This is a genomic window from Mycobacterium sp., from assembly GCF_052143115.1.
Taxonomy (GTDB): domain Bacteria; phylum Actinomycetota; class Actinomycetes; order Mycobacteriales; family Mycobacteriaceae; genus Mycobacterium.
On the sequence record NZ_JBKQTQ010000181.1, the window covers coordinates 48258 to 61147 of the forward strand.

Here is a 12890-nt window from a genome sequence, read left to right on the forward strand (position 1 = left end):
CGTTGACGAGCAATGGATATCGTCGTCGCTACGGGTAGCCATACCGGCAAGGCCTGGCGAGTCTCGGGGTCATCGGCATTCGCAAAGGCGACTCCTCACGGCGTATAGAAACCACGAATGCGGTGATAGCGGTGACGCCCCAGCAGTGCATTAGCTGCCTGCAACCCCGACCTTACAGCGGCCTCGATGCAGCCCGCGTTCATCCCGCAATCGGTCCAGTCACCGGCCAGTACCAAGTTGTCGTAACCACTTTCGTCCGGCCGCAACCGATATTGGTCGCTGCCGGGCAGTGACTGCACGTAGCGGTCCGACGGGTCGATATTCACGCTGACGTGCTGGGTCGCCAGCGCTTCGCGTCCTCGTTGACCGTTCACTCCGCAGAGCAGATGCCATGCGAAGCCATGCTCGGTGACGGCGTTCGGAAAGTACAGCCCGACATGGTGATCGAGAAATCTTACGGCCGCGGCATGGACCTGATCGGTAAATCGACTCACGTAACGCGAATGGTCATCCGTTGTGGGCCACGGCGCGTCGAGGCTGCCGCAGAAGTATGCGACGGCACCGGGCGGTTCTGTGTGCGGCCAATCTTCGGCCGACAACGTCTGCGGCATCGAGGCCCAGGTGTCGAACGGCGGCAGGTAGGCACTGACGGTCGCCCCGGGGGTGTTGCAGCCGAGCGACGCCTCGTCCGGTCGCAGCCAGATCTGGAAGGCCTGGGTGGCGACTGTGCGGACGTGCGCTGTCATGTCGCGCCATTCCGGGCGATCTTCGATGAGCTCGCCGGCCACGATCGGGACCATCCCAATCGACACGGCGAGCACCACGTGATCGAAATCGACACCACTTCGCAGAGTTCGTGTTTCGACATCGTCATGCGCGCCGAAATGCGATTCCGTCGCATCCAGCCCAGCGGTTGTCCGGAGCTGTTCCGTAAGGGGCTGCTTCGGGAACACCGGGAGACCGCGAATTCTGGTAAGCGGTTCGTAATGGTGAAGGTCTTCGGCGAGTTGGGCTTGTCGGCCCATCGTTATCGTGGCGACCGACTGACGCGAGGTATCCAAATGGAGCCCGTCGAGACGATGGAAGAACTCGAATTCCACACCGCGCCTGCGCAGTGCCTGATACAGGGGTGCGACCACGACGTCGCCCATCCCGGCCGTCATCTTCCAGAAAATCGCTCCCCGGTAGCCGAAAAGAACTTGGCCGATAAGGAATGTCATCACCCCCGCACCAACCGCGGGGCGCCGCGGATCACCATCGCGGTAACCGAATACCAAGTCATATACGCCGCGCACCATTGCGGAATCGAGAACGTCGCGATGTGCGCCGTGACGAAGGACCCAGTCGTAGAAGTCCTCGTCGTTGACGGCAGCGAAGCCGCGGGCATCGGTGATCAGCTTGTCGGCGATGATGCCGCGTACGGCGGCGACGACCAGCGAAATCAACACCCAACTGCGCCTGCGGTCCACCCGATTGTCAGCGTCGATCGCGTCGCGTACCGCAAGGAGCGTGTGTTCGAGGACGTCGGACGGCGGGGCTTGGCTGAATTGCGGATCCACCACTGCCAGTAGCGCGGCCAACGTCGCACGCACCGTCGCGTCCGACGGCAGCGACGGCGGCGGCGCTGGGGGATCGGCCGACGCGCTGAGCATCAGACGCCCCGGGGCCGCATCCCGCAGCGAGTCGGCGAAGGCAAGTACGAGTCCTAGGGCCCGCTCGACGAACGCTGCCGCGGTAAGTTCGCGGCCCGTACTGGTCGGGTCGCCGGGGAGCTTGTCGTCGCGCGGGTGCGTACCCTGCCATGTCACCCAGCTGCCGTTCCACCTATCGGCCAGCCCGGGATTGTCGGCTGGCGCGATCGCCTCTTCCCAGGTTCGTATCGGGGCCGTGGGATCTGTTGAAGCTCTGTCTAATTCGGCATAGCACTCGCGCAGCAGGGCGAATGCGTTCTCATACGATCCCAGCCAGATGTGTAGCCCGTGTTCCTCGATGCGCCCGTTGGGGCCGCGGCTGGATGCCGCCTTGCCTCCGAGCCGCCAGCCGCGCTGGTACACGGTTATGGACTCGAAGCGATCACGCGAAGCGGGCTCACTTAGCCGCCAGGCGGCACTCAACGCCGCCATGCCGCCACCAATGATGGCGACCTTCCCCCCGGGCCGTCTCACTCGAGCATTGCCCGGGCGGGCGCGACTTCCGGCCAACTGCTCCCTTCGGAAAACCCACTCAGCGCGCCCGATACCGCGTGCCGGGACGGTGCACCGTCGAGCGCGAAAAGATCTGTCGCGGCGCGTAGCTGGAAGATCGGCGCATCCTGACGCCGGGCCAACTCCAAGGCCGCCTCGAGATCCTCGCGGCGTGCGCCTATGTCGTCCGTGGTGTGGGCTCGCAGCCGCACCAACTCCGCGTCGTAGAAGTGCATCCTGGTTCGTTCGGCCAACTCCAGCCCGATTTGCAAGCGCTCGCGTGCCTTCGCCAATTCGCCGCTGGCAATGAGCAGGCGTGCCAAGATGGCGTCGTAGAAGGTGACGAGCGAGATTGTGTCCATCGATCGCGACACCTCGACGAATGCGGTTAGCGCTGCTACGTGTGGCTGCAACATCACCCGATCGGCATTGTCCGCCAAGGCTGATGCGGCTGCCACTGTGGCCTGCTGGGCCGTCCCGACCAGCGCCCAAAAATCGAAGCCGTGCTGCTCGCCCAGGGTAATCAGCTCGACTGCGATCTCTGCGGCACGATGCAGCTGCCCGGCTTCCACCCGGATCAACAACTCCATTTGTCGCGCATAGGCCAAACTGAAAGCACCCTTGGGAAAAGGTATTTCGGCACACCGCTGTTCGGCTCGATCCAGCTCGGCGGCCACGCCGGCGAGGTCACCGTCGATGTAGCGGGCCAGTGCCAGATGCGTGTACAGCCCCGCGGTGGCGTCGTTGGGCATGAACAACATCGCTTCGAGGTCGCGGGTACATGCCTCGGTCAGTGTATTGGCTGCCACCTCAAGCTTCTTGTGGGCGTACCCGAATTCGCCTCGGTACCAGGCCAACATCCCCAGCCCGAATTCGTTGATGGGCAGGAAGCACTCCCGCGGACCGGTGAGCTGCGCACGCACCGACCTGACCAGCCGTTCGGCACGGTCGAGGTCGGCCCGCATCGTGTAGTACGGGTAGAGCGACATTACGGTCGAAAAGAGCTCGTCGTCGGCTAAGTCGCTGCTGCACAGGGCTAGACAACGTTCGAAGTCGGCGGCGGCGTTCTGGCTCGCCACACCCTCGGCCGCCTGCGCTAGGAACGCGCGCCCGAGTCGAAGCGCGATTTCAAGGCGGTCGCGTTCGCCTCCGGACGGGCAGCGCTCGGCCTGTGAAATGGCATGCGCCAGGTAGGTCAGTGCCTCCCGGAGTGCGCCGCGCAGCCTGGCATTGGCCGCCGCCGCGGCGTAGGCCGATGCCGCCTCGGAAAAGCGCTCGGCACGCTCGTAGTGACGCGCGATCAACGGCCAGTCGGGATTGCCCTGCGTCGACGCCAGGCCGTCTGCGATGCGGCTGTGCAAACTGCGGCGAAGCGTGGGTGGCGACAGTTCCTCTGCTACTTCGCGGAGTAGCTCATGGCGAAAGCGGAAACTCTCTTGGCTAAGTGATTCCAGCACACGAGCACTCACTAGTTCGTCGATCACCGCATCGATTTCGCCCTCGGGCAAGTCGAGCACTGATAGCAACAACCCACGCTCGATACGGCTGCCGATAATGGCGGCCGCCTCGACCACCTGCACCGCGCTTTGACTGGACCGAAGACGCGCGAACAACGCCTCGTACAGAGTGTCGGGCACAACGTGCGAGTTGGACGCGTCGGAAGGTTGCTCCTTGAGCTTTGCGACCACTTCTTCGATGTAGAGCGGAATCCCAACGCAGCGTTGGCGTATCGCGCGTTGTTCCTCTGCGCGTACCCCTGGGTGCAAGGCGGTGATCAACTGGTCGGCTTCGTCGTCGCCGAGCGGCTGGAGTTCGAACAATTGCGCTTTCGCGACGTCGGGCAGAGACATTCGGTTGCGGTTGGTCATCACGACAAGGACGTGCCCGCCGAGGTCGGCGTCCAAGAGTGAACCAACCACGTCGAAGGTGTCCTCATCGAACCAGTGCATGTCCTCGACGAGAATGAGCGTGGGCGCATCTCGGCTGCATGCCATTAAATATTCGTGGACCGCGACGGTAATTTGCTGATAGAGCTTGCGGCCCTCGGCGGGTACAGCGCTATAGCCGGTTTCCGGACCGATGCCCAGCACCGGAGCCAACAGCGGGACGCTGGTAGCCGGGTCAAGTGCACGTTCCTCGAGCTCGCGGCGCAGATGCCGCAGTCGTTCCTCCGGTTGGGAAGTGCGGCCGATGCCACAGCGGCGTTCCAACAGCCGACGGACCGGGCGTAAACCGACGTCGGTATAGAACGGCGAGCCGATCAGCTGAAGAACGACGCCGTGCGACCGCTCCGCCATTTCGACGGCCGACCACGCGAGGCGGCTCTTGCCGATCCCGGCCTCACCCACAAAGACGACTCCGGTGGTCCGCAACTCTCCGACGCTGGCCTGAGCCCACGCTTGTTCTAAGTAGGCGAATTCGGATTCTCGTCCGACGAGCGGGCCTGCCGGAGTCTGGGTCAGGTCGCGCTCGGCCACAACCAGGAAATAGCGGACCGGTTGGTCAACGCCCTTGACGGCCCTGGGAAGGTGTGCCTTGAGTTCGAATCGGCTACGGATGAGTTGCTCGACGGCCTGAGAAACGGCGACGGTGCCGGGTTCGGCGAGGCTGCACATCCGAGCGGCGAGGTTGGCGGCGAAGCCGTAAACGTCATCCTGGGCGGTATCCAAATACGCGATTCCACGGTGGATTCCGACCCGCGCGTCGATGTCGAAACCAAAGCGGCGCCGCAGACGGGCGCTGAGTACGGCGACCTCGCGCGTAATGTCCAGTCCGGCCTGCACGGCGCGCTGGACATCGTCCTCATGTGCTTCCGGATGGCCGAAGACGGCGAGCAGCCCGTCGCCCTTGGTGTTGCCGAGGTGGCCACCATAATGCTGGACGACGCGTAGCACCTCGTCGCGGTAGCGTCCAACCACAGTGCGATATGTCTCGGGCTCGATTCGGGTCGACAGCGCAGTTGAATCAACGAGGTCCGCGAAAAGGATTGTTATCCTTCGGATTTCGCCCGGATCGGCCGGGGCGGCAAGCAGATCCTCGGCATCGACGTTGTGACGGTCGACGGCCAGGACCTGCTCGGCGAGGCGGTTGGCGGTCGCCCGTTGCCCCGCGGCGAGCGCGCGCAGCGCACGATCGAGCAGTTCGTCAACGCCGGGCGGTTGGTCGGGTCGGCTCACAGGTTGAGAGTGACCTTTATAGGTGGGATCGGCTGAGCACCACCGGAAACCTCCACCTGGCCAAGGTAGATCCCGCTGGGAATTCCCGCGCAGTTGATCGTCAACGAGAAATCACTGTTACCACGACCCGCTTTCAACACACCCCCGTCAGGATCGAAACGGACAAGGCGGGCGATGTCCTCGTCGGCGACGTCGGGGCGGGCCAGCGGGGAGGCCATCTTGAGCACGAGCTGGTCTGTGAGATTAACACCGTTGATTGTGTACGGGAACACCTTTCGTGGATCGCCCAGCACGCCCGGTCCGGCACCGATCGCTTCCCCGGCCTCGGCCGCGCGAAGCACCGCCATACCGGTCAACGCGACCGCCGAGTCGACCCAGTTGGCTCTGAAGGTGCCGTCGTTGATCTGTTCGGCGGCATCGCCGGCGACCGCCGTCGCGTCGGTCAGGGCACGTGTGATGACCGCGGCAACCTCGTCGGCGACCAGCATCGGGCCGTTGTCCGGCTGGATCTGCAGCGGGATCCGCGCCAGCGCCGAGCCGCCAGAGATGGCGATACCGGCGAGCGTGGTCATCGATTCGATCGCGTCTGCCGCGGTGTAGGTAGATCCGCCAGTCTTGTTGATCTTGTCGAATGCATCGATCGCGACCTGCGCCGCGTCATTGACCATCTTGCGGGTGATCGTCGCGAAACGGGTGGCGATCACCATCGGGTCATCCATCGGCGCCATCCTAATTCGCCTTCGTCACTTGGGGTTTCACGTCGTTTTCCGCAGTCTGGTAGACGTCCAGCGCGAACTCTTCCAGATTGGTGCCGATGCCTTCGGTGATTTCCTTGACATCTTCACGAGTCATGCCGTCCATCCACCGGTTGGCGGCATCGCCCGTGACGTCGCGCGTGCGGTTGATCAGATTGTTGAGTAAGTCGCGGGCATCCTTAACCGCATCGGCAAAATTCGGTGGCAGCGTGCGACGTGCGCCGGCGACGGGAGGCTGCGCGCCGCCTGAGTCCGTTTGCGACTGGTACCCGGCCGGCGGGGTTTCCTGGAACGGCTGCAAGTTGGCCGAAATCGTGCCGTCGAGAATTTTTTTAGCCGTTCCGCCCAGCAGCTCGTAGGCGGCGTCGCCCCAACCCAGCAGGCAGCCGAGCGCAGAGGTTGCAGTAGGGCTCAGTCCCTGCACGCGTTCCTGTTTGCTGGTGCGGATCTGCACGCCATTTTGTGAGGGATCGGTACCGTTCGTCGGTGTGATCCAGATGTAGCCGTTATCGACCTCAACAAGGCCCGAGTCGTTCTGGCGGTTAGGGTCGAGGTCGTAATTGATGAAGATGCTGCCGCTGCCGCTGTCGCTTCCGTAATAGAAGACCAGTGCTGTTTTCAGGCACCACTCACTGCAGTCGGGGCCGATCGTTTCCAGGATTCGTGACCATCCGCGTGGCGTGTACGGCGGAGCTTGGGCAGCGACGTTGCAGAAAAACTTGCAGCAAAGGCTCCAATTCGTTGGGTCGATGATTTTCTCGATATCGTCAACCGACAGCGTGTCATCCGTCGCGTCGGTGTAGATGGTGCTGCAGTACTGACCGTCCACGTTCACGAGTGTGCCGAAGCACGGCAGCGACTGATCGGCAAACTTCTTGCTGACTTCTTTCGCGGCAAGGCTATGCCAGTTCTCCCGTGAGTGGACCGCGCCGGCCTGCGTCAGCAGACGCTGAACCCTCTTATTCGATTTCACCTTGCTGTCGGTCAACTTCTTGGTTGAGCCGCCCCAAGCGTTGATCGCATAAGCCATGATTCGCGTAGGCGCATCCTGCTGAGTCGTAAGTGTGGGGGGCAGGCCGCCGAGCTGGGCGATCTGCTGCAGCACCAGTGCCGCGTAGGCGCAACGGGCCAGCGCCGGATCATCGTTCGGGTAATAGGAACCGCTAACGTGTTCCGCCAACCGTTCCCGCTCCGGATCGAGGTCGCCCTGAAACGCGGCGACGGCGACCTCGTCGCGACCGGCAGCGGTCGGTTCCGCCACATAGGCCAGCGAGTCCGTAAAACTGGGAAATGTTACGGGCACGTCCGAACTGCGCACCCCGGGACGGTTGGCGAAATCTTCGAGTTCCCGATACCAGCCGGCCTGCCCGAAGCCGGTAGTGCCCGGCAGCATGGCTTCCACGGTGCGCAGCACCTCATCCGAGTTCTCCCCGCCGCCCTGCTGGGCGTGGACGACCGCGTCATCAATCGCGCCGTAAAACGCCAATTGGCTCTGCAACAGATTCAGCAAGACCGACCCTCTCGCTATTTGTGCCATTAGCATACCGATGAGCAGGCCAAATGTGCGGCGATCCAGGGGAGCCCAAGGGAGGTGCGTGTGACCGAACGGCGTGGTGACGACGGCAATGTCTCCGACATTCCGTGGGCCTCGGTGTTCGACCCAGCCTTGAACATACGGGCGCTGGGTGAGATTCAGGCTCGGGGGTTTCGGGCCGCCACCGAGATCGTCAATCGGTTCGTACGGATGACCGGCACCAATTCCGTCGCCGACCGGACGGATGGCGAACAGGCGCCTTCTCCCGAGCCGGCGGCCGACCCGCGGGGCGATCGAGCCACACCGCCGCCGGACGTCGACCAAGTGTTGCAGCTATGGCAGCGGTTGGCCGCCCAGACCCTCGAATCGCTGCGCGGGGTGGTCCAACCGCACGGCGGGACTGCGACGCTTGATGTCGAGCACGCGACGTCGAGCGGAGCTGTTTCCTTGGTGGCCAGCGAATCCGGCGCGGTGTCGACAGAAGTCTGGCTGCACAACGCCGGCGCCGAGGATCTCGGCAAAGTGCGGTTGCGGTGCAGCGATTTGTTGGCCCATGACGGCGCGGTGATCGCTTCCTCGATGGTGCGCTTCGAGCCCGACGCCGTGCCGATGGTGGCTCGATGCAGCCGTGGCGTCACGATTCAGGTCGATGTGCCCGACGACATCCGTCCCGGCCACTACCGTGGCACGTTGCTTGCCGACGGTTATCCCGACATCTGGTTGCCGGTCGTGTTGAGCGTGCTGCCGCAGGGCTCATGACCAGTACGGCCGACCAATCTGAACTCATTTCCACCGTCGAAGACCGGCTGCGGCAGGTTGGCAAAGTGGTGCGCCACTCGATGCTGGACGCAATGCCCGACGGGGAACCAAGTCAATGGCTCTACGCGCCGATGCGGGAGTACCCGTCCCGGCCAGGCAAGGCGTTACGTCCGGCGTTGTGCCTGTCCGCCGGCCGTGCTTTTGGAGCAGACCCGAACGACCTGCTCGGCATCGCTGTGGCAATCGAGTTAATGCATAACGCTTTTCTCGTCCACGACGATGTTGCTGACGGCAGCGAGATGCGCCGTGGCCGGCCCACGTTGGCGACGACGTACGGGATAGCCGCGGCGCTGAACGCCGGTGACGGTTTGGCGATCGTGGCCAGCCAGGTGCTGCGCCGGGCTACTCGCCGCCTCGACCGCGATCTGGCCGACCTGGTTTGGGGCGAGTTCGACACCATGGCAATGCGCACCCTCGAGGGGCAGGCTACCGAGATCGGTTGGCAGCTTGACCAAGTGGAGGATCTGATCCCGGAGGATTACCTGCACCTCATCATGCACAAGACGTGCTGGTATACCACCATCCACCCGCTGCGCGTCGGCGCAATCGTCGGTTCGCGCGGCAAGGTGGAGCTAGGTCCATTGGTGCGGTTCGGTTTTCACTTCGGCGCGGCATTTCAGATCCGCGACGACCTGCTCAACTTGGTCGGTGACGAGCGCATGTACGGCAAGGAAATTCTGGGCGACCTCTATGAGGGCAAACGCACGCTGCCGCTCATGCACCTCCTCAGCGTCGCGCAGGGCTCAGATCGCGCGCTGGTCCGCGAATACCTGCACCTGAAGCGACCGGAACGATCGTCCGAACTGGTCCGCACGGTCCGCGACTTGATGGACGTCTACGGCAGCATCACGTTCACCAGCGAATACGCCGAAGGCATTCTGCTGGTCGCCGAGGAGTATTTCGAGCACGCCTTTGCCGGTGCCGAACCGGGTCCGGACCTTGATTTTCTGCGAGCGCTGGTGCCCTACGTCTGGGCGCGCTGGCGTTAACCGCCGGGCTAGGGTAGATCGCCGTGGCCGAGACCGCGCCGTTGCGCGTGCAACTGATCGCCAAGACCGAGTTCTTCGCGCCGCCGGACGTGCCGTGGAGCGCCGACGCCGACGGCGGCCAAGCGCTGGTCGAATTCGCCGGGCGGGCGTGCTATCAGAGCTGGTCCAAGCCCAATCCCAAGACCGCGACCAACGCCAGCTATCTGCGGCACATCATCGACGTGGGGCATTTCTCGGTGCTCGAGCACGCGAGTGTGTCGTTCTACATCACCGGCATTTCACGCTCATGCACGCACGAGCTGATCCGGCACCGGCATTTCTCCTACTCGCAGTTGTCGCAGCGCTACGTTCCCGAAAAGGAATCGCAGGTCGTCGTACCGCCGGGCATGGAAGACGACGCCGAATTGCAGCAGATCCTCGCCCAGGCCGCCGACGCCAGCCGCGCCAGCTACACCGAGCTGCTGAGCAGGCTGGAAGCCAAGTTCGCCGATCAACCCAACGCGATATTGCGGCGCAAACAGGCCCGTCAGGCCGCCCGCGCTGTGTTGCCCAACGCCACTGAGACCCGCATCGTGGTCACCGGAAACTACCGAGCTTGGCGGCACTTCATCGCCATGCGGGCCAGCGAGCACGCCGATGTGGAGATCCGGCGGCTGGCGATCGCGTGTCTACGCCAGCTCATCGACGTCGCGCCCGCGGTCTTCGGCGATTTCCAGATCGCCACGCTGGCCGACGGCACCGAGGTGGCGACAAGTCCGCTAGCCACCGAGGCCTGAGCCGGCGTGGTCGTCGGCGCTGACTAAAAAGGCTGGCGCCGCCAGGTAACCTGGGTCCGTGAGTACCAGCGGATTCGACGTCTATACACGCTTGGGCACGCTGTTGACCGCCATGGTGACGCCGTTCGGACCCGACGGCTCCCTCGATATCCCGGCCGCGGTGCGATTGGCGAATCACCTCGTCGACGCCGGCTGCGACGGATTGGTGATATCGGGCACCACCGGCGAGTCGCCGACCACGACCGATGCCGAGAAGCTCGCTCTGCTGCAGGCCGTGCTGGAGGCGGTGGGAGACCGGGCCCGGATCATCGCCGGAGCGGGCACCTACGACACCGCGCACAGCATCCATTTGGCCAAGGCGTGCGCCGCCGAGGGCGCACACGGCTTGCTGGTGGTGACGCCGTACTACTCGAGACCACCGCAGGCCGGGCTAATCGCACACTTCACCGCGGTCGCCGACGCAACTCCGCTGCCGGTGCTGCTCTACGACATCCCGCCACGCTCGGTGGTACCGATCGAGTCCGAGACTCTCCGTGCGCTGGCGGCGCACCCGAACATCGTCGGGGTCAAAGACGCCAAGGGTGATCTGCACGCCGGGGCGCAGCTGATGGCGGAAACCGGTCTGGTGTACTACTCCGGCGACGACGCCTTGAACCTGCCCTGGCTGGCGATGGGCGCCACCGGATTCATCAGCGTGATCTCCCACCTGGCGGCAGGTCAGCTCCGGGACTTGCTGTCCGCCTTTGCCTCCGGAGATGTCACAACTGCCCGCAAGATCAACGTCGCGATCAGCCCGCTGTGCAACGCCATGAGTCGCCTCGGCGGGGTGACGATGTCCAAGGCGGGGTTGCGCCTACAGGGCGTTGAGGTCGGCGACCCGCGGCTGCCACAGGTGGCCGCGACTGCCGAACAGATTGACGCACTCGCCGTCGACATGCGTGCGGCCTCGGTGCTCAGGTAAGCCGGAAAGTGGCTCATCAGTGGATGTAGACCTTCGGCCGCCGGGTCCGCTGACCACTGGCGGTCTGCGGATCACCGCGTTGGGCGGGATCAGCGAAATCGGCCGCAACATGACGGTTTTCGAGCATCTGGGCCGGTTGTTGATCATCGACTGCGGGGTGATGTTTCCCACCCACGACGAGCCGGGCGTCGACCTCATCCTGCCCGATCTCCGTCACATCGAGGACCGGCTCGACGACGTCGAGGCGCTGGTGCTGACCCACGCGCACGAGGACCACATCGGGGCGATTCCGTTTCTGCTCAAGCTGCGTCCCGACATTCCGGTCGTCGGCTCGAAGTTCACCTTGGCGTTGGTCGCCCCGAAATGCCGTGAGCATCGGATCAAACCGGTGTTCGTGGAGGTGGCGGAGGGACAGCTCAGCACGCACGGGGTGTTCGAATGCGAGTACTTCGCGGTGAACCACTCCATTCCCGACGCGCTGGCTATCGCCGTGCGCACCGCCGCCGGAACCGTTTTGCACAGCGGCGACATTAAGCTCGATCAAACACCGTTGGACGGGCGTCCCACCGACTTGCCGGGGATGTCCCGGCTCGGCGACGCCGGCGTGGACCTGTTCTTGTGCGACTCGACCAACGCCGAGATTCCCGGTGTTGGGCCGTCGGAAAGTGAGGTCGGGCCGACCTTGCATCGGCTGATTCGGGGTGCTCACGGCCGCGTCATCGTGGCGTGTTTCGCCTCGAATGTGGATCGGGTGCAACAGATCATCGACGCCGCGGTCGCGCTGGGCCGGCGGGTGTCCCTCGTCGGGCGGTCGATGGTGCGCAACATGGGGATCGCCCGGGAGCTGGGTTTTCTGCGGGTGGCGGACTCCGACCTGATCGACATCGGCGCCGCGGAGATGATGGCGCCCGACCAGATTGTGCTGATCACCACGGGAACTCAGGGTGAGCCGATGTCGGCGCTGTCGCGGATGTCCCGCGGCGAGCACCGCAGCATCACGCTGACCGCTGAGGACCTCATCATCCTCTCGTCGTCGCTGATACCGGGCAACGAGGAAGCCGTCTACGGTGTCATCGACTCGCTGGCCAAAATTGGAGCCCGCATCGTCACCAATCAGCAAGTCCGCGTACATGTTTCGGGTCACGCCTATTCCGGCGAGCTGCTGTTCCTGTACAACGGGATACGGCCCCGAAACGTCATGCCGGTGCACGGCACCTGGCGGATGCTGCGGGCCAACGCCAAGCTTGCCGCCAGCACGGGAGTGCCCGACTCCTCGATTGTCTTGGCGGAGAACGGGGTCAGCGTCGACCTGGTTGGCGGCAAGGTCGCCATCGCCGGTGCGGTACCGGTCGGCAAGATGTTCGTCGATGGGCTCATCACCGGTGACGTCGGCGATATTACGTTGGGTGAGCGGCTCATCCTGTCGTCGGGTTTCGTCGCGGTCACCGTGGTAGTGCAGCGCGGGACGGGACGTCCGGCGGCCGTGCCCCATCTGCACTCGCGCGGCTTTTCCGAGGATCCCAAGGCGTTGGAGCCGGCCGTCCGCAAGGTCGAGGCCGAGCTGGAATCGTTGGCGGCCGAAAACGTCACCGACCCGATCCGGATCGCGCAGGCGGTCCGCCGCACGGTCGGCAAGTGGGTGGGGGAGACCTATCGTCGGCAACCGATGATCGTGCCAACCGTCATCGAAGTCTGAG

At 64.2% G+C, this 12890-nt stretch carries 9 protein-coding genes; 5 read left to right on the forward strand and 4 right to left on the reverse strand.

Translation table 11 applies throughout. From position 1 onward, the window contains the following. Nucleotides 1-95: 95 nt before the first annotated feature. Genes ACLQI9_RS18490 through ACLQI9_RS18505 form a run of 4 tightly spaced genes read right to left on the reverse strand, consistent with a single transcriptional unit; the run spans nucleotide 96 to nucleotide 7624 of the window. Complete coding sequence (locus tag ACLQI9_RS18490; protein ID WP_442378550.1) at nucleotides 96-2165, reverse strand: FAD-dependent oxidoreductase; 2070 nt, start codon at nucleotides 2163-2165, stop codon at nucleotides 96-98. Next, a complete protein-coding gene (locus tag ACLQI9_RS18495; protein ID WP_442378549.1) occupies nucleotides 2162-5359 on the reverse strand; it encodes an ATP-binding protein in 3198 nt (1065 codons plus the stop codon). Before ACLQI9_RS18495 ends, ACLQI9_RS18490 begins: the two co-directional genes overlap by 4 nt. After that, on the reverse strand, nucleotides 5356-6078 hold the full coding sequence (locus tag ACLQI9_RS18500) for a hypothetical protein (protein ID WP_442378548.1): 723 nt from the start codon (nucleotides 6076-6078) through the stop codon (nucleotides 5356-5358). The genes ACLQI9_RS18495 and ACLQI9_RS18500 overlap by 4 nt, the downstream gene beginning before the upstream one ends. 10 nt (nucleotides 6079-6088) lie before the next feature. Beyond that, nucleotides 6089-7624 carry a hypothetical protein gene (locus ACLQI9_RS18505; protein WP_442378547.1) on the reverse strand — a complete coding sequence of 512 codons (1536 nt, stop codon included), beginning with the start codon at nucleotides 7622-7624 and terminating at the stop codon, nucleotides 6089-6091. An 87-nt stretch (nucleotides 7625-7711) separates the two neighbouring features. On the opposite strand from ACLQI9_RS18505, the gene ACLQI9_RS18510 reads away from it, so the two are divergent. From ACLQI9_RS18510 to ACLQI9_RS18530, 5 genes are read left to right on the forward strand one after another with little or no spacing between them, the layout of a single operon-like run. Beyond that, the gene (locus ACLQI9_RS18510) at nucleotides 7712-8407 is read left to right on the forward strand and encodes a hypothetical protein (protein ID WP_442378546.1); all 696 of its coding nucleotides are present in this window, start codon (nucleotides 7712-7714) and stop codon (nucleotides 8405-8407) included. Further along, entirely contained in the window at nucleotides 8404-9456 is a 1053-nt protein-coding gene (locus ACLQI9_RS18515) for a polyprenyl synthetase family protein (RefSeq protein ID WP_442378545.1), read from the forward strand. Before ACLQI9_RS18510 ends, ACLQI9_RS18515 begins: the two co-directional genes overlap by 4 nt. A gap of 23 nt (nucleotides 9457-9479) precedes the next feature. Further along, complete coding sequence (thyX, locus tag ACLQI9_RS18520) at nucleotides 9480-10232, forward strand: FAD-dependent thymidylate synthase (protein WP_442378544.1); 753 nt, start codon at nucleotides 9480-9482, stop codon at nucleotides 10230-10232. A gap of 58 nt (nucleotides 10233-10290) precedes the next feature. Then, the gene (gene dapA, locus ACLQI9_RS18525) at nucleotides 10291-11193 is read left to right on the forward strand and encodes a 4-hydroxy-tetrahydrodipicolinate synthase (protein ID WP_442378543.1); all 903 of its coding nucleotides are present in this window, start codon (nucleotides 10291-10293) and stop codon (nucleotides 11191-11193) included. A gap of 19 nt (nucleotides 11194-11212) precedes the next feature. Beyond that, nucleotides 11213-12889, forward strand: a complete 1677-nt coding sequence (locus tag ACLQI9_RS18530) for a ribonuclease J (protein ID WP_442378542.1) — start codon at nucleotides 11213-11215, stop codon at nucleotides 12887-12889. The last annotated feature ends 1 nt before the right edge of the window (nucleotide 12890 follow it).

Excerpts from the sequence above, each read along its gene's own strand:
- ACLQI9_RS18515 (WP_442378545.1), top strand. The coding sequence starts at position 8,404 with ATGACCAGTACGGCCGACCAATCTGAACTCATTTCCACCGTCGAAGAC.
- ACLQI9_RS18500 (WP_442378548.1), bottom strand. The coding sequence starts at position 6,078 with ATGGATGACCCGATGGTGATCGCCACCCGTTTCGCGACGATCACCCGC.